Genomic DNA, 22,066 nt, shown 5'->3' with positions numbered 1-22,066 from the left:
CCGGTGACCGGGCGTTCCGGGGGCTTTTCGCTGGACTCCTTGCCCGCCCGGGCCTAACTTTATACGTTGATGACGTTCTGCGCCGCCGCCCCGCCGTGTCGGGCGGGGGTGCGCGGTGCCCCACCGTGACGACGGAGCCAGCCTCATGCGCAATTGCCAATACCTGCCCGGCCGCCCATTGCTGGCCGCGATGATCGCCGCCACCGCGCTCGCGCTGCTGTCCGGCTGCGGCGAGAAGGACGACCTCGCCCCGGTCATCACCCGGGTCCAGGCGAACGTCGACTGCGGCATCGCGCCCGCGGACGTCCAGTTCGTCGCCTTCGTCTCCGGCGGCGATCCCGGGCCCGATCCGACCGGCGCCAACACCAATCTCGACATCCTCTGGAACTTCCAGGACGGCGCGACCGGGCACGGCTCGACCACCCACCACGTGTTCGCGGAGCCCGGCACCTACGAAGTCGCGGTGACGGTCACCGACGACGACGGGGACAGCAAGTCGTCCTTCGTCTCGGTCGAGATCCGCGCCGACTCGCTGCTCGTCCGGTCCTCGCCCGACACGACGGTCACCGCGAGCCTGGCCTACTTCCCGACGCACACCATCGGCGCCACCAACGGCGGCTCCGGCGGCGGGAACTTCCGCAGCCAGCCGATCATCAACGAGATCCTCGCCTTCAACGCGGTGCTCCCGAACCCGGAGAACCAGAACCGTTTCGAACCGGTGCTGGAGCTGCACAACCCCACCGGCGCCGCGGTGAACATCGGCAACTGGTCCCTGACCAACGACCCCTACGACCGGGACAAGTTCCTCTTCGCCTCGACCGTGTCGATCCCGGCCCACGGCTACTACCGTGTCTGGCTGAACGGGCGCGGGCAGAGCACCGGCACCACGCAGGCCAACTTCAACCTGCTGCTGGGCTGGACGGGCGCCCCCGCCGACTTCGTCGCCGACGTCTACCTCTACGACGCCAGCCGCCGCCTCGTCGACGTGAAGCCGGTCCGCAACTCCGCCACCAACGTCTCGTTCGGCCACTACCCCGACGCCTGCACCGACGGCAGGGCGTACTTCTCCGCGACCGCCGAGGTCTGCGGCTTCGACCCGGCCCTCGGCCAGTTCGATCGGTTCGACTTCCTGTGGCGGTCCGGCAGCATCCTGGAATCGACCTACGGGGAGCGGGAGTCCTCCCACATGTTCACGGTCCAGGACGCGGGGCTGTGCCCGGTGGTGGTCACGGTCTTCGACACCTACATGAGCGTGACGCGCCACGACACCGTCATGGTCGAGGTGCTGGCGCCCGGAACTCCCTGACGCGGCGTTCCCTGAAACGGCCAGGTACGAAACGAGGAAGGCGGAGCCCAGCGGGGCTCCGCCTTCGTTCACTCGTCAGCCGACGACTCAACCGACGGTTCATCCGACCGCGCGCTGCAGCTCCGCGATCCGGTTCGCGCGCTCCCAGGTGAAGCCCGCCTCGTCCCGCCCGAAGTGCCCGTAGGCCGCGGTCGGCCGGTAGATCGGCCGCCGCAGGTCCAGCGCCTCGATGATGCCCCGCGGCGTGAGGTCGAAGACCTTGCTCACGGCGGCGGCCAGCCGGTCGTCGGGCACGCGCCCGGTGCCGAAGGTGGTGACCATCACCGAGACGGGTTCGGCCACGCCGATCGCGTAGGCGACCTGGATCTGGCAGCGCTCCGCCAGGGTGGCCGCGACCACGTTCTTGGCGGCCCAGCGCGCGGCGTAGCAGGCCGAGCGGTCGACCTTGGTCGGGTCCTTGCCGGAGAAGGCGCCGCCGCCGTGGGGCGCGCTGCCGCCGTAGGTGTCGACGATGATCTTGCGGCCGGTCAGGCCGCAGTCGCCCTGCGGGCCGCCGACCACGAAGCTGCCGGTCGGGTTGACGTGGTGGATGACGCCGTCGGTGTCGAGGTCCAGCGCCGCCAGTTCCGGCGCGATCACCTCGGCGATGATCCGCTCGCGCAGGTCGGTGACGCCGGGGTCGTGCTGGGTGGAGACGACGACCGTGTGGACCTTCACGGGACGATCGCCCTCGTACTCCACGGTGACCTGGCTCTTGCCGTCGGGGCGCACCCAGGGCAGCGTGCCGTTCTTGCGCACCGCGGCCAGGCGGCGGGTCAGCCGGTGGGCCAGGGTGATGGGCAGGGGCATCAGCACGTCGGTCTCGCGACAGGCGTAGCCGAACATCAGCCCCTGGTCGCCGGCGCCGCCGGGGTCGACGCCCTGGGCGATGTCCCGCGACTGCTCGTCGATGGAGGTGACCACCGCGCAGGTCTCGTGGTCGAAGCCGTAGGCGGCGGACGTGTAGCCGATGTCGCGGATGGTCCGGCGCGCGATGCGCGGGATGTCGACCCAGGTCTGGGTCGTGATCTCGCCCGCGATCATCGCGAGGCCGGTGGTGACCAGCGTCTCGCAGGCCACGCGCCCGTTGGGGTCGACCGCGAGGATCGCGTCCAGGACGCTGTCGCTGATCTGGTCCGCGACCTTGTCGGGGTGGCCCTCGGTGACCGACTCGCTGGTGAACAGGTGACGCTGGGACATGCGCGGACTCCTCCAGCTCGTGATGGTGTTCAGGGAACGCGGCGATCGGCCGCGACCTCGCTGTCGTCGCCGACGTTGACGCTGCCGTCGACGTCCGTGACGAGGGCGCGCTCGCCGATCAGGCTGCCGGTCAGCCGGCAGCGGCGCACCTCGGCGCCGTCGCCGACGATGGTGTCGGTCAGGTCGCAGTCCTCGATCAGGGCTCCCGCCCCGACCACGACGTGCGGGCCCAGGCGCGAGCGGACCACCCGCGCGCCGGGCGCGATCAGGCAGGGCGGCGCGACGCCGGACGACGCGCCCGTCGCCGCCGGATCCGCGTCCAGCAGGGCGCGGTTGGTCTCCAGCCAGGTCTCGCGCTTCCCGCAGTCGTACCACTCGCCGACCGTCTGCACGGAGAAGCGGCAGCCGCCGGCGAGCATGGCCTGCAGGCCGTCGGTCAGCTGGTACTCGCCGCGGGTGCGGCGGTCCTCGGCCACGATGCGGTCCATCGCCGCCCAGAGGCTCGGCGCGTCGCGCAGCAGGTAGGCGCCCACGATGGCGAGGTTGCTCGGCGGCACCTCCGGCTTCTCCACGAAGCGCAGCACCTCGCCGTCGCGCATCTCGACCACGCCGAAGCGCCGGGGGTCCGCCACCTCGCGCACGGCGATGCAGTTGTGCGGGTCGGCGAGCAGGCGCCGGTAGTCCGTCTTGACGATGGTGTCGCCCAGGATGCAGAAGAAGGGCTCGTCGCCGATCGCGTCGCGGGCGGTCCAGACGGCGTGGCCCAGGCCCAGCCGCTCGCTCTGCTCGACGCAGGTCACCGGCAGGCCGGGGTAGGCGCCGGCGGCCCAGGCCCGCACGGCTTCGCCGCAGTAGCCGATGATCAGCACGACCTCGTCGACGCCGGCCTGCAGCAGGTCGTCGATGATGTGGCCGAGGATCGGCTTGCCGGCGACCGGCAGCAGGGCCTTGGGCTTGTTGTGCGTGTGCGGCCGCAGGCGCGTGCCGGTGCCGGCGGCAGGGATCAGGGCTTTCACGTTCCGCCGTCCTTCCGCATCCGGTCCTTGAGCGCGTCGATGCGCGCCACGGGCACGGGATCGACCCCGGCCGCGGCGGCCAGGTAGCAGGACAGGTAGTCGCCAAACTGCACCAGGGACAGGATCCTCGCCAGCGGAAAATCTCCCGCGGCCTCGTGCTCGATCCGCGCCTGGAACTCCCCGTCCAACAGGTCGGCGACCGTGCGCGCGCGCAGGCGGGCCTCCGGGGTCTCGTCGCCGGAATGCAGCATCAGCAGCAGGAAATCCCGCCGCCGCGGGCGCAGCACCTCCCAGCCCACGATGTCGTTGTGGGCGGCCTCGGGCAGGGCGACGACCAGCGCCGGGCTCTTGCCGTTCTCGTTGACCTGGGCCTTCAGGCGCATCCCGGGGGCGTGCGCCTCCGGCGAGCAGGTGTAGACCACCAGCAGGCGCCCCAGCGCGGCCCGCGCCGCCAGCAGCGCGGGGTTGTCCGGGCCGGCGGCCGGCCCGCAAGTCTCTTCGCCCCGGCGCCACGCCGCGGCGGCCGCCGGCAGTTGGGCCGCCAGGCCGGGCACGGCGCCGACGCGGTCCAGGACGCAGGCGAGGGCGCCCAGGCCGTGGCCCAGCGCGGCGCGCGGCGGCAGACCCGGGGGCAGCGTCACCCGCGGGCAAGGCGCGGCGGCGCCGTCCGCGAGGTCGCCCAGCGGTCCGCCGGTCGTGATCGCCACGCGGGGATTCGGCAGGCCGACGGCGGCGCGGGCCGCCCCCAGCGTCTCGCCGGTCCGGCCGGAATAGCTGCTGAACACCAGCAGGGTCCGCTCGTCGAGCCACCCGGGCAGGTCGGCCTCGCGGCGGACCGCCAGGCGGACCCCCGCGTGCTCGGCCACCGGCGCGAGCAGGTCGCCGGCGATGGCCGAGCCCCCCATGCCGCAGACCAGCACGTCGCGGATCGGGACGCTCGGCGGCGCCAGGTCCGCCAATCCCGGCAGCCCGGGCGCGGCCTCCAGCTGCGCCGGCAGGTCGCGCACGTGGGCGAGCATGGCCTTGAGCCCCGCCTCAGGCGCCATCGGGCACCTCCGGCGACCCGGCGGCGGCGCGCTGGCGTTTCTTCTCGGCCAGGTAGTCGGCGAGCAGGAGGTCGGCCTCGGCGGCGGTGCGGCGCGACATCAGGTCGGCCAGGAGCCCCTTGGCCTCCGCGACCGTCGTCCAGCGCACGACCTGCTTGATCTTCGGCAGCTGCGCGGCGTGGACGCTGACCTCGTCGAGCCCGAGGCCCAGCAGGATCTCGGCGTAGCGCGTCTCGGAAGCCATCTCGCCGCAGATGCCGACCCGGATGCCGGCCGCGTGCGCGGCGGCGGTCGCGTCGCGCAGCAGGCGCAGCACGGCGGGGTGCACCGGCTGGTAGAGGTACGCCACGCGGCTGTTCAGGCGGTCCATCGCCAGGGTGTACTGGACGAGGTCGTTGGTGCCGAAGCTGAAGAAGTCGCACTCGTCGGCGAGCAGGTCGGCCACCAGCGCGGCGGCCGGCGTCTCGATCATGATCCCCACCTCGAGGTCCGGGTCGTGGGGCAGCCCCTCGGCCGCCAGCTCGGCCACGCACTCGCGGCAGGCGTCGCGCGCCTCGCGCAGCTCCTCGACGCCGGTGATCATCGGGAACATCAGCCGCGCCGGCCCGCCGGCGGCGGCGCGGTAGATCGCGCGCAGCTGGGCCTTGAGCAGGGGCCGGTTGGCCAGCAGGAAGCGGATGCCGCGCCAGCCCAGGAAGGGGTTGGACTCCTTGCGCGCCCCGAGGTAGCGCTGGACCTTGTCGCCGCCGACGTCCAGGGTGCGGAAGACGACCGGCCGGCCCTCCATGCCGCGCATGATCCCGGCGTAGATCTCGAGCTGCTCCGCCTCGGTCGGGATGGTCTGGCGCTGGAAGTAGATGTACTCGGTCCGCAGCAGGCCGATCCCCTCGGCGCCGCAGGCCAGCGCCTTCTCCACCTCGACGGGCATCTCGATGTTCGCCAGCATGCCCAGGCGGCGGCCGTCGGGCGTGATCGCCGGCTCGTCCTTCAGGTGGGCCAGCTTGGCGTTCACGGTCAGCTGCTGCTGGCTCAGCTGCCGGTAGCGGGCGACGGTCTCGCTGTCGGGCTGCAGGATGACCTCGCCGCGGTCGCCGTCGACGGCGACCAGATCGCCGTCGTGCAGCTCCGCCACGGCCGCGCCGAGACCGGCCACCGCCGGGATGCCCAGCGAGCGGGCGAGGATCGCCACGTGGCTGGTCCGGCTGCCCCCGCCCAGCGCGAACGCCAGCACGTTGCGCGCGCCGATGGCCGCGGTGTCCGACGGGGCCAGGTCGTCGGCCGCGACCACGCTGGGCGTCGCGGGACCGACGAGGCGCCCGACGCCGAGCCCCATCAGGGCCCGCAGGACCCGGTCCTCGACGTCGCGCAGGTCCTGGACGCGCTCGCGCAGGTAGTCGTCCTGGGATTCGAGCAGGCTGGACGCGACCTCGGCCACGGCGTCGTGGAAGGCGGCTTCCGCGTTGCAGGACTGCGCGCGCACGAGCGCGACCGCGCGGTCGACGACCAGTTCGTCCTCGAGGATGAGCAGGTGGCTCTCCAGGATCGCCGCGCCCTCCGGCCCGAGGTCCGCGCTGAGCCGCGCGACCAGGGCCTGGATCTGGGCGCGGGCGTCCGCGAGCGCCGCGTGCAGGCGCGACACCTCGCGGTCGAGGTCCGACGCGGGCAGCACGGCGCGCACGACCACGGGCAGGTCGCGCGTCACGTGGTGGACGCGGGCCAGGGCCGTGCCGGGCGAAGCGGGGATGCCGCGCAGGATCCTCATGTCAGCCTTCCGGGACCTCGGGGTGCGCCAGCTCGATCTCGATCAGCCGGACCAGGGCCGCGGCGGCCGCCGCGTCGTCGGGCCCGTCGATCTCCAGCTCGACGACGCTGCCGCAGTCGGCCGCCAGGCTGGCCAGCCCCATGATGCTCTTGGCGTTCGCCACCCGGCCCTGGAAGCGGACCGTCACCTCGGCGTCGAACGTCTTGGCCAGTTTCACGATCCGTCCCGCGGCGCGCAGGTGGAAGCCGACGGGGTCGGAGATGGTGGCGACGGTTGCGATCACGGTGCGTCCTTGGTTCGGGGGCGAAATAGCCGTCCGCAAGTTACAGGCACGATAGGAGCAGGGCAAGCGGCACCAGCGCCAGCAGCAGGCCCTCCCCCGGCCAGCGCCGCCGCAGGAACAGGGCGGCCGCCATCGCCAGCGCGGTGCCCAGCACGGTCGTCGTCCCGCCGGGGTCGCCCAGGCGCGACCAGCTGCTCACGGCGGTCATCCCGGCCAGCACGCCGGTCAGCAGGGCGCCGGCCCGCTTCGCGGTCCAGATGGCGCGATGCCAGCGCGGCGAGCCCAGCAGGTCCACGATGTCCAGTCCCAGGTCGTAGCCCACCAGCAGGGCGCGGCGCCGCAGCAGCAGCTGGGTCACGGCGAACAGGCCCACCACCAGCAGGGGCGGCCAGACCAGCCCCGGCCAGGCCGAAAGGACGGCCAGCAGCATCAGCGCCGGCTGCAGGCCCAGCCACAGGAACTGGTCGCCCAGGGAGGCCAGCGCCCGCCCGAGCGAATCCTTGAACATCGTCAGCGTCCGGACGGGCGTCGCGCCGCCGCGCAGGTTCTCCGCCTCCAGCCGCACCAGCCCCCCCAGCAGCAGGTTCGCGAAGTAGGGGTTGGTGTTGAAGAACTCCAGGTGGCGGCGGCAGAAGCGCCGCAGGTCCGCCGGCGCCGCGCCCGACCGTCGCAGCCAGGGCAGCAGGGCCACGGCCAGACCGAGGTTCTGCATGCGCTCCGGATTCCACGAGCCCTGCAGGCCCAGCGAACGCCGGTAGATCCCGTGCAGGTCGTCGGGCCGGCCGCCGCGGGCGCTCACGAGGCGCCCAGCCGCGCCAGGGTCCAGGCCAGGGCCAGCGTGCCCGCCGCGCCGCCGGCGATCCAGCGCGCGCCGGCGCGGCTGCCGTAGAGTTCCACCAGCGAGCCGATCGCCACCGCCGGGGCGAACCAGGGCAGCAGGGCCAGGGCCGCCACGATGCGGTCGGGCAACCGCTCGTAGGCCGGGATCCAGAGCAGCGCCACCAGGCCCCAGACCGCGAGGGTCGTCAGGGCGCCGCGGATCGCGACGCCGGCCAGCGAGGAGCGGTGGGCCCGTTCCAGCACCTCCAGCCGGCCCTCCCGCAACCCGCGCATGGCGCCGGCGACCAGGCGGGTGTGCCAGACGCGCTCCCAGCGGACCAGCCGGTCGCCGAGGCAGCTGCCAAGCGCGACCGCCAGCAGCAGCCAGCCGAGACGGCCCGCTTCCGCGCCCGGCCCGCCGAAGGGCAGGCCGGGATTCCAGCCCGCGGCCGACGCCGCGCCGACGGCCCCGAGCAGCGGTCCGACGCGCTCACCGACGAAGGCCTGCCCGACCGGCAGGTTCCCCAGCGACAGCAGCTGCACGGTCAGCCCCAGGGCCAGCCCGGCCCCGGGATGCCCCCAGACCAGGCCCGCGAGCACGCCGCCGCAGACGGGCTGGCTGAGCCAGGTCTGCGCGTAGGCCGTGTCGTCCAGGACCAGCAGCGCGCCCAGCAGCGCGGTCGCGGCGATCTGCGGCCACCAGGCGGCGATCTCGACCGGGTTCAACGCGCCTCCTCCAGCGTGTCCAGCAGCGCGCGGTCGATCTCGACCGCGCGCGTGCCGGGCACCGTCTGCGCGGTCAGCCGCGATCCGGCGGCCAAGAGGGCGCGCAGGCTCGCGACGTCGGCGCGGTCGACGTAGACCGATTCCAGCAGCTCGCGCTTGCCGCCGCCGATGTGCATGCCGCCGACGTTGACCACCGGCAGGGGCACGCCCCGCCGCGCCAGGTCGAGCATGTCGGCCGGACCGCCGGTCAGCAGCACCGCGCCCTCGTCGGCGGGCAGCGCCTCGGGACCGTCGCCGAGCAGGGCGGCCGTTCCGGCGCGGTCGCGGACCCAGACGCGGATGCGCGGCGGCACCGAACTGGCGTAGACGCGGCGCTGCCAGGGGTCGGCGGCGATCTCGTCGTTGCACAGCACGAGGTGGTCGGGCTCGAGCTTGCGGCACCAGCCGACGGTCACCTGGCCGTGGATGAAGCGGTCGTCGATGCGGGCCAGCAGCAGCGGCATGGTGCGCTCAGCCCTCCTGGACGGGTCCGAGCGCGGTGATGGCGTCGCGTCCCTTCTCGACCAGGCGACGCGGCAGCTCGTCGAGCCCCAGCGTGTCGCGCCAGGTGACGAAGTCCAGCAGCATGGCCAGGTTGATCCCGGTCAGGATGCGCGCCGGCGTGCCGCCGATCGCGGCGATCTGCGCGGCGTTGGCGCAGCTCCCCCCGAAGTCGTCGATGAACAGCAGCAGGCCGTCGCCCGGCGCGCCGCAGTTCGCGGCCGCCCAGGCGCGGATCTCGTCGATCAGGTCCTGGACCGACTTGCCGCTGTTGGTCATGGCCGCCAGCCCGGGCACCGGCCCGAGCACCAGTTCCACGACCCGGACCAGTTCCTTGCCGATGCCGCCGTGCGTGACGACGAGGCCGCAGAGCATGATTACTCCCTGTCGTGCCGCAGGTACCGGCGCAGCCGGTCCCCGGAGCGCAGCGTCTCCATGATGCGGCGGTTCAGGTCCTGTGCGGAGTCGATGCCGTAGATCTTCAGCATCAGGTCCAGGGCGATCACCTCCGCGATGACCGTGATGTTCTTGCCGGGATAGATCGGCACGACGATGCGCGGGATCGGCACGCCCAGGATCTCGGTCTGCTCGCGGTCGAGCCCCATGCGCTCGTAGTCGGCGTCGGCCCGCCACTGCTGGAGGTTGACCTCGACCTCGATGCGCTTCTGCATGCGGATGCCGCGGATGCCGAAGATGGCCTGCACGTCGATCACGCCGACGCCGCGGATCTCCAGGTTGTGCTGCAGCACCTCGCGGAAGCGGCCCACCAGCACGTCGTCGCCCACGCGGCTGACCTCGACGATGTCGTCGGCCACCAGGCGGTGCCCCCGCTCCACGAGGTCGAGCGCGCACTCGCTCTTGCCGATGCCGCTCTTGCCGGTGAACAGCATGCCGATGCCGTAAACGTCCACCAGCGAACCGTGCAGCTCGGCGCGCGGCGCGAAGGCGTCGGTGAGGTAGACCGACAGCTCGTGGATGAACTCCTCGGTGGCCATCGGGGTGCGCAGCACGGGCAGCCCGGCCGCGTCGGCCGCGGCCAGCCAGGCGGCGGGCACCGCCTGGTCCCGGGTCACGAACACCGCCGGGGCCTGCAGGGCGACCAGGCGCTCCAGGGCCCCGCGCTGCGCGTCGGGGTCGAGGGTGACCAGGTAGGCCAGCTCGGATTCGCCCAGGACCTGCAGGCGGTGGGGCAGGAAGTTCTCCATGAACCCCATCAGCGCCATGCCGGGGCGGTGGACGTCCCCCGCGGCGAGCGGGACGTCCTGCGCGGGGAGGCTCGTCAGCAGCGCGAGACCGAGGGTCTCGCGCAGGTCCTGGTGGACCTTCTGGACGGTGACCGGCTCCTGCACGTCGCGCCCCTATTCCTGCCGCATCAGGCCGTAGCCGCCGTCGTCGCGGCGGTACAGCACGGCAACCTCGCCGTTCTCGGTGTTGCGGAAGACGAAGAACGGGCTGCTCGAGGCCGCGAAGGCCTCCTGCGCCTGGTCCACCGTCAGGTCGCGCAGCTGGAAGCCCTCCTGCGACAGGGCCGAGCCGCTGTTGTCGAGCAGGCCGGGGCCGGCCAGGACCTCGCCGAGGCCGCCCTCCTCGCCGCGCCCGCGGTGGTCCTTGACCCGGTCCTTGTGCCGACGCACCTGCCGCTCGACGCTCTCGATGGCCAGGAAGGCCGCGCCGTCGGGCTCGACGTGCTGCACCTTGGTGTGGCAGGAGTACTGCTTGAGGTTCAGCGAGAGGTCGCCGGTGAAGCGACCGCCCTCGAGCGTCAGCGTGAGACGGGCGGCCAGCGGGTCGCTCGGGCTGTAGCGCTTCAGGTTCTCGAGCTTCTCGACGATCTTGTCACGCATGTCGTCGCCGAGGGTGAAGTGACGGCTGTTGATCTCGAGCTGCATGGCGTCCTCCTTCCGGTCGCGGACCGGGTCGGTTCTAGAACTGCTTGCGCATCCTCGCGTTCAGGATGCCCATCTGCTCGCGGTACTTGGCGACCGTGCGCCGGGCGATCTTCAGACCCTTCTCCGAGAGCAGGTCCACGATCCTCTTGTCGGACAGGGGCCGGGCCGGGCTCTCCGCGGCCACGATCTCCTGGATCATCTGCTTGACCGCCTTCGCGGCGACCTCGTCCCCCTCGTCGGTGTCCAGCCCCGCCGAGAAGAAGTACTTCAGCGGGAACACGCCGCGCGGCGTCTGGACGTACTTCTGCTTGGTCACGCGCGAGACGGTCGACTCGTGCATGCCGATGGCCGTGGCCACCTGCTGCAGGGTCAGGGGCCGCAGGGCGATGGCGCCCTGCTCGAAGAACTCGCCCTGCTCGCGCACGATCGCCTCCATGACCTTGATCATGGTGCGGCGCCGCTGCTCGATCGTCTTGATGATCCACTCGGCGTAGCGGCGCTTCTCGTCGATGAACTGCACGGTGTCGTCGTCGCCGCCCTGCTTGCCCGCGGCCACGGCGTCGTAGGCGTTGCTGATGCGCAGCCGCGGCAGGTTGCCGTCGTTCAGGTAGCAGACGTAGCCGTCGTCGACCTTCTCGACCACGAGGTCCGGCGTGATGTAGGCCGCGCCCTCCCCCACCACCGACAGGCCCGGCTTGGGGTCGAGCTCGCCGATGCGGCCGGCGATGTCCTGCACCTCGCGCGGCGTGATGTGCATCTCGCGGGCGATGTCCGCGAAGCGGCGGTTCTTCAGCGCCTCGAAGTGGTCGCGCACCACCAGGGCTTCCGGGCCGTCGCCGCGGCCGGAGGCGCGCAGCTGCAGCAGCAGGCACTCCTGGATGTCGCGGGCCGCCACCCCGGGCGGGTCGAAGCCCTGGATCACGGCGAGCACGCGCGCGACGCGCTCGAGGTCGGTCTCGAAGGTGGCGGCGATCTCGGTCAGCGGGCAGACCAGGTAGCCGTCCCGGTTCAGGCTGCCGATGATGTACTCCCCGATGCGGCGGTCCAGCGGCTCGTCGAGCGTGTACGCGAGCTGATCGGCGAGCTCCTGCTGGCCCGACGGCACCGACGCGGCCGGCCGCTCGAGCCGGTCCTCCTCGTCGGTCTCCCGCTCCCAGGTGCCGTCGCGGAAGCCGTCCTTGAAGTACTCGTCCCAGTCGACCTTCTCCTCCGGCTCCTCGGTCTCGTGGGCGGCGGGCTCCTCCTCGTTCTCGTCCGGCGTCTCGGGCGCCTCGTCGTCCTCGGGATCGTACTCCTCCAGCAGCGGGTTGATCTGCAGTTCCTGGCGCAGGACCTGCTCCAGCTCCAGCGTGGGGATCTGGAGCAGCTTCAGGGCCTGCTGCAGGCGCTGGGTCATCACCAGCTGCTGCCGCTGGTAGAGCCCCTGGTGCAGTCTCAGCTTCACATCCATCGCCGCGTTCCCTCGTCTGGCGTGCGCACCGCCGGCCTCACAGCCGGAACCCCTCGCCCAGGTAGATCTCCCGGGCCCGGTCGTCGGCCACGATCTCGCCGGACGTGCCGGAGAGCGCGATGCGGCCCTCGAACATGATGTAGGCGCGATCGGTGATGCTCAGCGTCTCGCGCACGTTGTGGTCGGTGATCAGGATGCCCAGCCCCTGCTCCCGCAGGCGCGCCACGCTGCGCTGCAGGTCGGCCACGGCGATGGGGTCGATCCCCGCGAACGGCTCGTCCAGCAGCATGAAGCGGGGGCGCGTCGTCAGCGCGCGCGCGATCTCGACCCGCCGGCGCTCACCGCCGGACAGCTGGTAGCCGCGGCTGCGGCGGATGTGCGTGATGCGCATCTCCTCCAGCAGCTCGTCGGTCCGTTCCCGCCGCGCGGCGCGGCTCATGGGCAGGGTCTCGAGCACGGCCATCAGGTTCTGCTCCACCGTCAGCCGGCGGAAGATCGACGATTCCTGCGGCAGGTAGCCGAGGCCCAGGCGGGCCCGCTTGTACATGGGCAGCCGGGCGAGGTCCTTGCCGTCCAGGGTCACGGTCCCGGCGTCGGGCCGGATGAAGCCGACCACGATGTAGAAGGTCGTGGTCTTGCCGGCGCCGTTGGGCCCGAGCAGGCCCGTCACCTCGCCGGGGCGGACCTCGAAGTCCACGGCATCGACCACGGCCCGGCCGCGGTAGACCTTGCGCAGGCCCCTGGCCGCCAGGATGCCCGACGCGCCGGCGCTGGCCGTGGCGCCGCTCATGGCCCCCCCCCGTCGCCGGCAGCTTCCGGCACGGCGTGCACCGTGGCGTCGACCTCGCGCTTCAGCTCGAAGTAGTCCAGGCCGGGCGTGGCCTGCATGCCCACGCCGGTCATCACGTCGGCTTCCCGCGTGAAGCGGTTGAACACCTCGTTGCTGATGCGGCCGCTGCGATCGTCGTAGTTCAGCTCCCCGGTCTCGAGCCGGCGCCCGTCGCTGGCGACGACCACGACGTCGCCCCAGACGAAGAGGTTGCCGTTGCGCTGGCTCGCGCGCCCGCGCGCGGCGGTGAGCACCGAGAACAGCGTGTCGGCCTGGAAGAAGTCCATGTGCACGCCGTGGAGCTCGGCCTCGTCCTGGTCCATGAACTTCTCGAGGCGGTCGCTGGTCAGGGTCCAGCGCCGGACCCCTTCGCGGGAATCGGTGATGGTGGTGTCGAAGAGGACCTGGTCCGGGGCACGCTCGGCCTCGGGGGCGGCCGCGACCGCCGCCGCGTCCGGCGCGGGCGGGTCGCCGCGCGGCTCGCCGTCGCAACCGGCGGACAGCAGCAGGGCGGCGGACAGCAGCAGGGCCGCGACTCGCAGCGCCGCACCCCGCAGCAATGCGCCTCTTGGCACCCGCCGTCGCCTGCCGGTCGCCGTCGCGCCGACGCGCGCGTGTTCATCCCGTCCGGATCTCATGCCCGCCTTCCGTCCGCCGGCGACGCGCCGCCGGGCCAGCGCCGGTGGAACCAGACCCACTCGGCCGGGTTCCGGCGCAACAACGTCTCCAGGGCCGCGTTCGCCTCCCGCAGCAGTCCGTCCACCGCGGCGTCGCCGGTCCCGGCCCCGGGCCGCAGCGGCGGCAGGTGCGTCAACGCGTGGCCGCGCCCGCGGCGACCGATGGCCACCGGGAGGATCGGCGTCCCGGTGCGCAGCGCCAGCTTGGCGAAGCCGGCCGGGGTCGGCGCCGCGACGCCGCAGAACGGCACGTCGCGGTTGCCCACCCGGGTGTTCTGGTCCAGCAGCACGGCCACGGCGCCGCCGGCGCGCAGCGCCCGCAGCAACGGCCGCTGGTCGCCCTCGCGCGGGACGGCCGTCAGGCCGGCCCGGCGCCGCCACCCGTTGACCAGGCGGTCGACCGGCGGGTTGCGGATCGTGCCGGTCACCACCGTCAGCCCGCCCAGCCGGTCGGCCAGGAAGCCGCCGAGCAGTTCCCAGCAGCCGAAGTGCCCGGTCAGGACCAGGGCGCCGCGCCCCTCGGCCAGCAGCTCGCGCAGGGCGGCCACCGTCCCGTCGTCCGCGACCTCCCGGTACCCCGATTCCCGCCAGCGGTCGAGGTTCAGGGCGTCGTGGACGTTGTCCCCCAGGGCCCCGGTCGCCCGGCGCAGCAGCGCCTCGCGCGCGTCCGGCGCCAGATCGGGGAAGACCAGCCGCAGGTTGGCCCGGGCCACGGCCCTGTCGCGCGGCCGGCACGCCAAGGCCGCGCGTGCGAGGCCGCGGCACAATCCCCGCCCCGCCCCCTGCGGCAACCGGCGCACCGCCGCGAGCACGACCCGGGCCAGCCCGTGGTACATCGCGCGACGGAGCCTGCGGTGGCACGACGGCATCGGTCGCTCCAGGGCTGCATCTCGGGGCACGATCACAGTCAACACCCGGTCGCGGCGTGCGTCAAGCATAAGGTATGCCAGAGCATAAATCCATTGCTGTGCAGAAGTTGCACCGATGGTGATGGGGATGGGCCGGTGTCAGACGATCCCGGCCCGCAGGATGTCGTGGATGTGCAGGACGCCCACCGGGCGGCGCTCGTCGTCGACCACGATCAGCACGGTGATCGGCCCGCCGGCGCGCTGTTCCATGCGCCGCAGGGCGCCCAGGACCAGTTCGTCCGGCCGCACCGTCTCGGGCGCCGCGTTCATCAGCGCGTGCACCGGCAGGTCCAGCGGCGCGTCGTAGGCCATCAGGAAGCGCTTCACGTCCCCGTCGACGCAGATCCCGGCCAGGCGGCCGTCGCGGTCCACCACGCAGGCGCAGCCCAGCCGCTTCTCGACGATCACCGGCAGGCAGGCGCGCAGCGGCAGGTCGCGGTCCACCAGCGGCAGTTCCTCGCCCGCGTGCATCAGCTGATCCACCCGCATCAGCAGCGAGCGCCCCAGCACGCCGCCGGGGTGGAAGGCCGCGAAGTCGTCCCGCGTGAAGCCGCGCAGGGTCAGCAGGGCGACCGCGAGGGCGTCGCCCATGGCCGCCGCCGCGGTGGCGCTGGTCGTGGGGGTCAGGTTGAGCGGGCAGGCCTCGCGTTCCACCTCGCAGGCCAGCACGAGGTCGCTCAGGCCGGCGAGCAGGCTGTCGGCGCGGCCGGTGATCGCGATCATGGTCATGCCGAAGTGGCGGGCGAGCCCGGCGAGCTGGGTGACCTCCGGGTTGTCGCCGCTGCGCGAGATGGCCAGCAGCACGTCGCCGGAACCGGCGATGCCCAGGTCGCCGTGCGTCGCCTCGACCGGGTGCAGGAACAGGCTCGGGGTGCCGGTGGCGGTCAGGGTGGCGGCCAGGCGGCGGGCCACGAAGCCCGACTTGCCCAAGCCGGTCACGATGACGCGGCCGCGGCAGTCCAGCAGCGTGCGGACGGCCGCGGCGAAGGAGTCGTCGAGGCTCTCCCCAACGCGCGCGAGGGCCGCGGCCTCCTGCGCGAAGGTCGCGCGTCCCAGGGCCACGATCGCGCGGTCGTCCGGGCGTCCGGTCTCGGCGTTCATGCGTCCTCCCCGGTCGGAAGCCAGGCGCGGGCCGCCACCTTCACCAGCGCGGGCCCGAACCGTCCCTGCAGGCCGAGCACCCGGTCGCAGACCTCGCGCACGGCGCCGGCGCCGCCGGGCGCGGCCGTGACGTGGAGGCAGCGGTCGCGCACGTCGGCGGGCGCGCCGGGCACCGCGACCGGCGCGCCCACGAGCGCCAGCGCGGGCACGTCGATCAGGTCGTCGCCCACGTAGAGGACGTCGGCGGGATCGACGGCCAGCTCGTCCAGGATCTCCCGCAGCGCCCGCTGCTTGTCGAACCGGCCCAGCTTCACGGCGTGGAAGCGCAGGTCGGCGGCGCGGCGCGCGGCCGCGGGGCTGTCGCGCCCGGTCAGCAGCGCCAGCTTCAAGCCGCCGGCGCGGGCCAGGACCAGGCCCAGGCCGTCGCGCGCGTCGAAGGACTTGAGGGCCTCGCCCTGCGCGTCGTAGTGGAGGCGCCCGTCGGTCAGGACGCCGTCGCAGTCCAGCACGATCAGCCGCACGCGCGCGAACGCCGCCAGCGCGGCCTCGCCCAGGCCGGCCGCGGCCTCGCGGCGGTAGTCGTCGTCGGACCGCGGGGGCCAGGACAGCGCGCGGTCCGGGCGCCCGTTCACGCGGTCACCTCCAGGTACAGTTCGCGGCAGCGCCGCGCCTGCGACATCAGCGCCGCGAAGCGCGCGAAGGGCAGCTGGCAGCCGGCGTCGCTCAGGGCGCGCGCGGGCTCGAAGTGCGTCTCGATGAACAGGGCGTCGGCGCCGGCGGCCAGGCCGCAGCGCATCAGCAGGGGGATCAGCTCGGGCGTGCCGCCGGTGGCGCCGCCGGCGCTGCCCGGCGACTGCACCGAGTGGGTGGCGTCGAAGACCACCGGCAGGCCGAGGCGGTGCAGCGTGTCGTGGCCGCGGAAGTCGACGACCAGGTCGCGGTAGCCGAAGAAGGAGCCGCGCTCGGTCGCCAGCACGCGGTCGCAGCCGGACGCGCGCAGCTTCGCCGCCGCGTGCGCCATGTCCGCCGGGGCCAGGAACTGCCCCTTCTTCACGTTCACCGCGCGACCCGTGCGGCCGGCCGCCTCCAGCAGCGAGGTCTGGCGGCAGAGGAAGGCCGGGATCTGCAGGACGTCCGCCACCTCGGCGACGGTCGCCGTCTCCTCGGGGTGGTGCACGTCGGTGACCACGGGCACACCGTGGGCGTCCTTGATCCGCTGCAGCAGCCGCAGCCCCTCCTGCGGGCCCGGCCCGCGGAAGGAGTCGCCGCTGGTGCGGTTGTCCTTCGTGTAGCTGGCCTTGAAGACGTACGGCAGTTCCAGCCGGCGGCAGACCGCCGCGATGTCGCCGGCCAGCCGGAGCATCTCGTCCGGCGCCTCCAACACGCAGGGGCCGGCCATGACCAGCAGGGGCTCGCCCGGTCCGACGCGCAGCCCGGCGATCTCCACGACGCCCACGCGCACCTCCTAGGACGCCGCCGCCGCTTCGCCGTTGCGCGCGCGCAGGCGCGCCGCGGCGGCGGCGACGAAGCGGTGGAACAGCGGGTGCGGCCGGTTGGGCCGCGACTTCAGCTCGGGGTGGAACTGGCAGCCCAGGAAGAAGGGGTGCCCCGGCAGTTCGATCATCTCCACCAGGCGGCCGTCCGGCGAGAGGCCGCTGAACACGACGCCCGCCGCCTCGAAGCGCGCCCGGTAGTCGTTGTTGACCTCGTAGCGGTGGCGGTGGCGCTCGGAGATCTCCGGCGCGTCGTAGCAGGACGCGGCGAGCGTGCCCGGCTTCAGCGCGCAGGGCCAGGCGCCCAGGCGCATCGTGGCACCCATCTGCTTCAGGTCGCGCTGCTCGCGCATGAGGTCGATGACCGGGTGCTCGGCGGCGGGGTCGAACTCGCTGCTGTTGGCGCGCGGCAGGCCGGCCAGGTCGCGGCCGATCTCGATCATCGCCACCTGCAGGCCCAGGCAGATGCCGAGGAAGGGCAGGCCCCGCTCGCGGGCGTACCGCACGGCGATGATCTTGCCCTCGATGCCGCGGTCGCCGAAGCCGCCGGGCACCAGCAGGCCGTCGCAGCCGGCGAAGACCTCTTCGAGACGCCGGTCGCCCACGTCGCGGTCCTCGAGGCCCTCGGCGTCGACCCACGCCAGCTCGACGTGCACGCGGTTGGGGATCCCGGCGTGGATGAAGGACTCGATGATGCTCTTGTAGGCGTCCTTCAGCCCGACGTACTTGCCGACCACGGCGATCCGCACCGTGTCGGGCGGGTTCAGGATGATGCCGACCATGCGGCGCCACGCCTCCAGTTCGGCCGGCGGCGCCGCCAGCTGCAGGCGGCCGCAGATCAGGTCGTCGAGGCCCTGGGCGTGGAAGTTCAGGGGGACCTCGTAGATCGAGCGCGCGTCGGGGGCGTTGATCACGCTCTCGACGGGCACGTTGCAGAACAGGGCGATCTTGCGGCGGGCGTCCTCGGGCATGGGCGCCTCGGCGCGGCAGATCAGCACGTCGGGCTGGATGCCGATGCTGCGCAGCTCGCGCACCGAGTGCTGGGTCGGCTTGGTCTTGATCTCGCCGGCGGCCGCGATGTACGGCACCAGCGTCAGGTGGACCGACAGCGTGTCCTGCACCGGGCTCTCCAGGCGGAACTGGCGGATGGCCTCCAGGAAGGGCAGCGACTCGATGTCGCCGACGGTGCCGCCGATCTCGGTCACCACGACGTCGATCCCGGGGTCGGTCTCCGCCGGCAGCTTCAGCCGGCGCTTGATCTCGTCGGTCACGTGCGGGATCACCTGCACGGTGCGGCCGAGGTACTCGCCCTTGCGCTCGCGCTGCAGGATGGTCTCGTAGACGACGCCGCTGGTCAGGTTGTTGATCCGCGTCAGGTTCGTGTCGGTGAAGCGCTCGTAGTGCCCGAGGTCGAGGTCGCACTCGGCGCCGTCGTCGAGCACGAAGACCTCGCCGTGCTGGTAGGGGCTCATGGTGCCGGGGTCGACGTTGAGGTAGGGGTCGAACTTCTGCAGCACGACCCGCAGGCCGCGCGCCTTCAGCAGCTGCCCGATCGACGCGCTGGCGATCCCCTTGCCCAGGGCCGAGACCACGCCTCCGGTCACGAACACGTACTTCGCCATGCGAGCCGTCCTTCCGTGGCGAGCCCGGCGCCCCGCGCGCCCGGCCGATCCTAAACCCTGGACCCCGCGCGAGGAAGCGCGGGTTTACCCCGGTCTCCCCCACGCGGCGCGCACCCGCTCGAGATCGGCGGGCGTGTCGACCCCGACGGCACCGGCGCGGGTCCCGACCACCAGCACGCGCATCCCGTGCTCCAGCGCGCGCAGCTGCTCGAGACCCTCGGCGCGCTCGCAGTCCGTCGGCGGCAGCCCGAGGTAGCGCCGCAGGGCGGCGGCGCGGTAGGCGTAGACGCCGACGTGGCGCCGCGCCAGGCGCCAGTGCGGCCCGCCGGCGTCGCCGGGATGGCCGCCCGGCAGCGGCGCGCGGCTGAACCACAGCGCCCGGCCGTCCGCGGCCGTCAGCACCTTGACCGCGTGGGGATCTTGCCACTCCTCGGGCCCGCGGAACGGGTGGGCCAGGGTGGCGAGGTCCGCCCGCGGGTCGGCGCGCAGGGCCGCCACCAGGTCGTCGAGACCGGCGGGGTCGAGCAGGGGCTCGTCGCCCTGCAGGTTCACGACCACCTCGGCGTCGTGGCGCGCGGCCACCTCGCCTACCCGGTCCGAACCGGTGGCGTGTTCGCCCGTCATCTCGGCGAGGTGCCCCGCGGCGCGCACCGCGGCGGCGATGCGCTCGTCGTCGGTGGCGACGACCACGCGGGTCGCCGTCGCCATGCGCGACGCCAGGTCCGCGACGCGGACCACCAGCGGCCGGCCGGCCAGGTCGGCCAGGGCCTTGCCCGGGAACCGGCTCGAGCCCCAGCGGGCCGGGATCACCACCAGCACGTCGCCCATGCGGAACCTCCGCGAATGCGTGACCTCCACAACAGCGGGACCTACACAAAAGAGGAAACCCACCCCCCGTCAGGGGTGGGTCCCCGGAACCGCGTCAAACCGGTGCTCAGGCCGGCTGGACACTGACCTTCTTGCGGGTCTTGTCGTAGCGGCCGTAGACCACCACGCCGTCGGTCAGGGCGAACAGCGTGTCGTCGCGGCCGATGCCCACGTTCGTGCCCGGGTGGATCTTGGTGCCGCGCTGGCGGACCAGGATCGTGCCCGCGGTGACCGTCTGGCCGCCGAAGCGCTTCACGCCGAGGCGCTGCGCGTTGCTGTCGCGACCGTTGCGGGAACTGCCTACACCCTTCTTATGCGCCATGACGCGCTCCTCTCTCTGGCCGCGCTAGGCGGTGATGCCCGTGATGCGGATCTCGGTGAACGCCTGGCGGTGGCCACGGTTGCGGCGGTAGTTCTGGCGCTTCTTCTTCTTGAAGACGTGGACCTTGTCGGCCAGCCCGTGGCCGAGGATCTCGGCGGTCACCGCGGCGCCGGCCACCCGGGGCGCGCCGATGGTCGTCTGCGCGCCGTCGTTCAGCAGCAGGACCTCGTCGAAGGTGAGCTGGTCCCCGGCGTTGCCGTCGATCAGGGGCACCCGGACCTTGTGGTCGGGCTCGACCCGGAACTGCAGGCTCTGGATATTGACGATGGCGTACATGCTCGTTCTCCACACATTCGGGCAGACACGTTCGGGCGGACACGTTCAGACAGACCCGGGACGGCGGGATCGCGGTGATCCCGGCCGGAATTGCGCATGATAAGCTCCGGGGGCGGTCCCTGTCAAGGCCGCCGGTCCGGTTTTCGGCCCCGGGGGATCCCCGGGGGGCGGCCGCGGCTGTGAAAATTGTCCCCGGTACGGAGGAGGCGGGGCCGCGGGGCCCCGCCTCCCATCTCGACTTGACCCCTGGGAAGTGACCTAGAACCCGCTCGCGTTGAGCCGGCCGCCGGTCACGCACTTGCCGGACAGCGACGCGGTGGGGACCACGCTGCCGAGCAGCGCCGCCCTGATCGTCGCCACCGAAGCGCCGGGATGCGTGGCCGCGTAGAGCGCCACGGCACCCGTCACGTGGGGCGTCGCCATCGAGGTGCCGCTGTACGAGGCGTAGCTGGCGGCGCCGGTCTTGCTCGGGACGGTGGAATAGATCGCCGAGCCGGGAGCGCCGAGGTCGACGGTCGTCAGCCCGTAGTTGGAGAAGCTCGACAGGGTCCCGGTGGAGGTGATCGAGGCCACCGCGATCACGTTGGCGTTGGGGTAGCAGGACGGGTAGCTGGCGGTGGCGTCGGTGTTGACGGTCTCGTTGCCCGCCGCCGCGACGAACACGATGTTGGCCTGGTTGGAGCGCTCGATCGCGTCCTGCAGGGCCTGCGAGAAGGCGCCGCCGCCCCAGGAGTTGTTGGTCGCCACGATGTTCAGCCCGTGGCGGCTCTTGAGGTCCGTGAAGTAGTCGAGGGCGAGGATGGCGTTGGTCGAGGTGCCGCCGCGCTTGCCCAGGAACTTGCCCGAGATGATCTGGACGTTCCAGCAGACGCCGACCACGCCCAGCGCGTTGCCGCCGCGGGCGCCGATCGTGCCGGCGACGTGGCTGCCGTGATCGTCGTACGTGCCGTCGTAGATCGTGTTGTTGTTGCCGTCGAAATCCCAGCCGTGGATGTCGTCGATGTAGCCGTTGCCGTCGTTGTCGACGCCGTCGGCCGGGTCGTAGGGGTTCGTCCAGATCTGGCCGACCAGGTCGGTGTGGGTGAACATGATGCCTTCGTCGATCTCGCCCACCAGGACGGAGGTCGAGCCGGTGTGCCCCGCCGCCCACGCCTCGCCCGCCTGGGAGCCGTACTGGTTGGCCGGCGTGGTGCCGTCGCCGTACATGCCCCACAGGGAGCCGTTGGTGTAGTACGTGTCGTTGGAGACCGCGTCGTGGTAATAGTAGTAGTTCGGCTCGGCGTAGACGACGCCGGCGCGGGCGCTCAGCGCGCGGACGGCGTCGGGCACCGACATCTTCGTGCGCACCACCGTGAGGCCTTCGCTGTCGCCGCGGCTCTTCATCGCCGCGGTCAGGATGCGCGAGCCGACGGCGCCCTGCACCGAGGCCAGCGCCGCGCCGCGATCGGCGGTGGCGACGCCGTCCGCGAACTTCACGATTACCTCGCCAGCGACGTACTCGAGACGCGGTCCATCGTAGCCGGCGCTCTCGAGCACGAACGCCTTGTCGTCCGTCGAGGGCTGGGCCGGCCCGGTGTCCCGCTCGCATCCCACCGTCGTCATCATCGCGAAGACCAGCAACGCTGCCATCACGAGGCTGCCCCGACACATGGTCTTTCTGGACATTTCCGATCCCCTTCCAGTCGATTCGTGGGCGTAGCTCGGTGGACGCACGCAGAGCGGTGGTTGATGGCGAGGTTCCATCGACCCGGAACGCTTCCACACGAATTCTGGCGAGGTAGGACGAGCATAAGCGGATTGCGGCGACGATGGCAAGGGCTTTGTCGCCCGCGGAT

24 protein-coding genes are annotated in these 22,066 nt (G+C 72.6%); 1 reads left to right on the top strand and 23 read right to left on the bottom strand.

Annotated elements, in window-relative coordinates:
• Window positions 1-145: 145 nt before the first annotated feature.
• Window positions 146-1,306, top strand: a complete 1,161-nt coding sequence (locus Q7W29_09515; GenBank protein MDO9172057.1) for a PKD domain-containing protein — start codon at window positions 146-148, stop codon at window positions 1,304-1,306.
• A 99-nt stretch (window positions 1,307-1,405) separates the two neighbouring features.
• On the opposite strand, the gene metK is transcribed toward Q7W29_09515, so the two are convergent.
• From metK to Q7W29_09400, 23 genes are all read right to left on the bottom strand, one after another.
• Entirely contained in the window at window positions 1,406-2,545 is a 1,140-nt protein-coding gene (metK, locus tag Q7W29_09510) for a methionine adenosyltransferase (protein MDO9172056.1), read from the bottom strand.
• Window positions 2,546-2,574: 29 nt separating this feature from the next.
• Window positions 2,575-3,561: a sugar phosphate nucleotidyltransferase gene (locus tag Q7W29_09505; protein ID MDO9172055.1), complete on the bottom strand. Its 987-nt coding sequence runs from the start codon at window positions 3,559-3,561 to the stop codon at window positions 2,575-2,577.
• A complete protein-coding gene (locus Q7W29_09500; GenBank protein MDO9172054.1) occupies window positions 3,558-4,607 on the bottom strand; it encodes an SIS domain-containing protein in 1,050 nt (349 codons plus the stop codon). Before Q7W29_09500 ends, Q7W29_09505 begins: the two co-directional genes overlap by 4 nt.
• The gene (gene ptsP / locus Q7W29_09495; protein ID MDO9172053.1) at window positions 4,597-6,369 is read right to left on the bottom strand and encodes a phosphoenolpyruvate--protein phosphotransferase; all 1,773 of its coding nucleotides are present in this window, start codon (window positions 6,367-6,369) and stop codon (window positions 4,597-4,599) included. The genes Q7W29_09500 and ptsP overlap by 11 nt, the downstream gene beginning before the upstream one ends.
• Before the next feature lies 1 nt (window position 6,370).
• The gene (locus Q7W29_09490) at window positions 6,371-6,652 is read right to left on the bottom strand and encodes an HPr family phosphocarrier protein (protein ID MDO9172052.1); all 282 of its coding nucleotides are present in this window, start codon (window positions 6,650-6,652) and stop codon (window positions 6,371-6,373) included.
• Between the two features lie 40 nt (window positions 6,653-6,692).
• Complete coding sequence (locus Q7W29_09485; protein MDO9172051.1) at window positions 6,693-7,451, bottom strand: PTS system mannose/fructose/sorbose family transporter subunit IID; 759 nt, start codon at window positions 7,449-7,451, stop codon at window positions 6,693-6,695.
• A complete protein-coding gene (locus Q7W29_09480; GenBank protein MDO9172050.1) occupies window positions 7,448-8,197 on the bottom strand; it encodes a PTS sugar transporter subunit IIC in 750 nt (249 codons plus the stop codon). Before Q7W29_09480 ends, Q7W29_09485 begins: the two co-directional genes overlap by 4 nt.
• The gene (locus Q7W29_09475) at window positions 8,194-8,700 is read right to left on the bottom strand and encodes a PTS sugar transporter subunit IIB (protein MDO9172049.1); all 507 of its coding nucleotides are present in this window, start codon (window positions 8,698-8,700) and stop codon (window positions 8,194-8,196) included. Before Q7W29_09475 ends, Q7W29_09480 begins: the two co-directional genes overlap by 4 nt.
• Before the next feature lie 7 nt (window positions 8,701-8,707).
• A complete protein-coding gene (locus Q7W29_09470) occupies window positions 8,708-9,112 on the bottom strand; it encodes a hypothetical protein (protein ID MDO9172048.1) in 405 nt (134 codons plus the stop codon).
• Window positions 9,113-9,114: 2 nt separating this feature from the next.
• On the bottom strand, window positions 9,115-10,086 hold the full coding sequence (hprK, locus tag Q7W29_09465) for an HPr(Ser) kinase/phosphatase (GenBank protein MDO9172047.1): 972 nt from the start codon (window positions 10,084-10,086) through the stop codon (window positions 9,115-9,117).
• 9 nt (window positions 10,087-10,095) lie between these two features.
• Window positions 10,096-10,626, bottom strand: a complete 531-nt coding sequence (locus tag Q7W29_09460; GenBank protein ID MDO9172046.1) for a sigma 54 modulation/S30EA ribosomal C-terminal domain-containing protein — start codon at window positions 10,624-10,626, stop codon at window positions 10,096-10,098.
• Between the two features lie 34 nt (window positions 10,627-10,660).
• On the bottom strand, window positions 10,661-12,076 hold the full coding sequence (gene rpoN, locus Q7W29_09455; GenBank protein ID MDO9172045.1) for an RNA polymerase factor sigma-54: 1,416 nt from the start codon (window positions 12,074-12,076) through the stop codon (window positions 10,661-10,663).
• Window positions 12,077-12,113: 37 nt separating this feature from the next.
• Window positions 12,114-12,866 carry an LPS export ABC transporter ATP-binding protein gene (gene lptB / locus Q7W29_09450; protein MDO9172044.1) on the bottom strand — a complete coding sequence of 251 codons (753 nt, stop codon included), beginning with the start codon at window positions 12,864-12,866 and terminating at the stop codon, window positions 12,114-12,116.
• Window positions 12,863-13,480, bottom strand: coding sequence for an LPS export ABC transporter periplasmic protein LptC (gene lptC, locus Q7W29_09445; protein ID MDO9172043.1), 618 nt, complete (start codon window positions 13,478-13,480; stop codon window positions 12,863-12,865). Before lptC ends, lptB begins: the two co-directional genes overlap by 4 nt.
• Window positions 13,481-13,539: 59 nt before the next feature.
• On the bottom strand, window positions 13,540-14,451 hold the full coding sequence (locus tag Q7W29_09440) for a hypothetical protein (protein MDO9172042.1): 912 nt from the start codon (window positions 14,449-14,451) through the stop codon (window positions 13,540-13,542).
• Between the two features lie 138 nt (window positions 14,452-14,589).
• Window positions 14,590-15,591 carry a KpsF/GutQ family sugar-phosphate isomerase gene (locus tag Q7W29_09435; GenBank protein ID MDO9172041.1) on the bottom strand — a complete coding sequence of 334 codons (1,002 nt, stop codon included), beginning with the start codon at window positions 15,589-15,591 and terminating at the stop codon, window positions 14,590-14,592.
• A complete protein-coding gene (locus Q7W29_09430) occupies window positions 15,588-16,223 on the bottom strand; it encodes an HAD family hydrolase (protein ID MDO9172040.1) in 636 nt (211 codons plus the stop codon). The genes Q7W29_09435 and Q7W29_09430 overlap by 4 nt, the downstream gene beginning before the upstream one ends.
• Entirely contained in the window at window positions 16,220-17,047 is an 828-nt protein-coding gene (gene kdsA, locus Q7W29_09425) for a 3-deoxy-8-phosphooctulonate synthase (protein MDO9172039.1), read from the bottom strand. Before kdsA ends, Q7W29_09430 begins: the two co-directional genes overlap by 4 nt.
• Window positions 17,048-17,056: 9 nt before the next feature.
• Window positions 17,057-18,706, bottom strand: a complete 1,650-nt coding sequence (locus Q7W29_09420) for a CTP synthase (protein ID MDO9172038.1) — start codon at window positions 18,704-18,706, stop codon at window positions 17,057-17,059.
• 84 nt (window positions 18,707-18,790) lie between these two features.
• Window positions 18,791-19,534, bottom strand: coding sequence for a 3-deoxy-manno-octulosonate cytidylyltransferase (gene kdsB / locus Q7W29_09415; protein ID MDO9172037.1), 744 nt, complete (start codon window positions 19,532-19,534; stop codon window positions 18,791-18,793).
• A 106-nt stretch (window positions 19,535-19,640) separates the two neighbouring features.
• Window positions 19,641-19,895, bottom strand: coding sequence for a 50S ribosomal protein L27 (gene rpmA, locus Q7W29_09410; protein MDO9172036.1), 255 nt, complete (start codon window positions 19,893-19,895; stop codon window positions 19,641-19,643).
• Window positions 19,896-19,919: 24 nt separating this feature from the next.
• Window positions 19,920-20,231, bottom strand: coding sequence for a 50S ribosomal protein L21 (gene rplU / locus Q7W29_09405; protein ID MDO9172035.1), 312 nt, complete (start codon window positions 20,229-20,231; stop codon window positions 19,920-19,922).
• A 258-nt stretch (window positions 20,232-20,489) separates the two neighbouring features.
• Window positions 20,490-21,860: a S8 family peptidase gene (locus tag Q7W29_09400; protein MDO9172034.1), complete on the bottom strand. Its 1,371-nt coding sequence runs from the start codon at window positions 21,858-21,860 to the stop codon at window positions 20,490-20,492.
• Between the last annotated feature and the right edge of the window lie 206 nt (window positions 21,861-22,066).

Source organism: bacterium, from assembly GCA_030654305.1.
Taxonomy (GTDB): Bacteria; Krumholzibacteriota; Krumholzibacteriia; order LZORAL124-64-63; family LZORAL124-64-63; genus PNOJ01.
Note: the sequence above shows the minus strand (reverse complement) of the source record. Positions and strands in the feature narration are given on the sequence as shown.

Bases quoted from the DNA above. Each gene is read 5' to 3' on its own strand.
- Q7W29_09515 (MDO9172057.1), top strand. From the start codon at position 146: ATGCGCAATTGCCAATACCTGCCCGGCCGCCCATTGCTGGCCGCGATG.
- kdsB (MDO9172037.1), bottom strand. From the start codon at position 19,534: ATGGGCGACGTGCTGGTGGTGATCCCGGCCCGCTGGGGCTCGAGCCGG.
- rpmA (MDO9172036.1), bottom strand. From the start codon at position 19,895: ATGGCGCATAAGAAGGGTGTAGGCAGTTCCCGCAACGGTCGCGACAGC.
- rplU (MDO9172035.1), bottom strand. From the start codon at position 20,231: ATGTACGCCATCGTCAATATCCAGAGCCTGCAGTTCCGGGTCGAGCCC.
- Q7W29_09500 (MDO9172054.1), bottom strand. From the start codon at position 4,607: ATGGCGCCTGAGGCGGGGCTCAAGGCCATGCTCGCCCACGTGCGCGAC.
- Q7W29_09475 (MDO9172049.1), bottom strand. From the start codon at position 8,700: ATGCCGCTGCTGCTGGCCCGCATCGACGACCGCTTCATCCACGGCCAG.
- lptB (MDO9172044.1), bottom strand. From the start codon at position 12,866: ATGAGCGGCGCCACGGCCAGCGCCGGCGCGTCGGGCATCCTGGCGGCC.
- Q7W29_09400 (MDO9172034.1), bottom strand. From the start codon at position 21,860: ATGGCAGCGTTGCTGGTCTTCGCGATGATGACGACGGTGGGATGCGAG.
- Q7W29_09470 (MDO9172048.1), bottom strand. From the start codon at position 9,112: ATGCTCTGCGGCCTCGTCGTCACGCACGGCGGCATCGGCAAGGAACTG.
- Q7W29_09460 (MDO9172046.1), bottom strand. From the start codon at position 10,626: ATGCAGCTCGAGATCAACAGCCGTCACTTCACCCTCGGCGACGACATG.
- metK (MDO9172056.1), bottom strand. From the start codon at position 2,545: ATGTCCCAGCGTCACCTGTTCACCAGCGAGTCGGTCACCGAGGGCCAC.
- Q7W29_09420 (MDO9172038.1), bottom strand. From the start codon at position 18,706: ATGGCGAAGTACGTGTTCGTGACCGGAGGCGTGGTCTCGGCCCTGGGC.
- ptsP (MDO9172053.1), bottom strand. From the start codon at position 6,369: ATGAGGATCCTGCGCGGCATCCCCGCTTCGCCCGGCACGGCCCTGGCC.
- Q7W29_09440 (MDO9172042.1), bottom strand. From the start codon at position 14,451: ATGCCGTCGTGCCACCGCAGGCTCCGTCGCGCGATGTACCACGGGCTG.
- Q7W29_09435 (MDO9172041.1), bottom strand. From the start codon at position 15,591: ATGAACGCCGAGACCGGACGCCCGGACGACCGCGCGATCGTGGCCCTG.
- rpoN (MDO9172045.1), bottom strand. From the start codon at position 12,076: ATGGATGTGAAGCTGAGACTGCACCAGGGGCTCTACCAGCGGCAGCAG.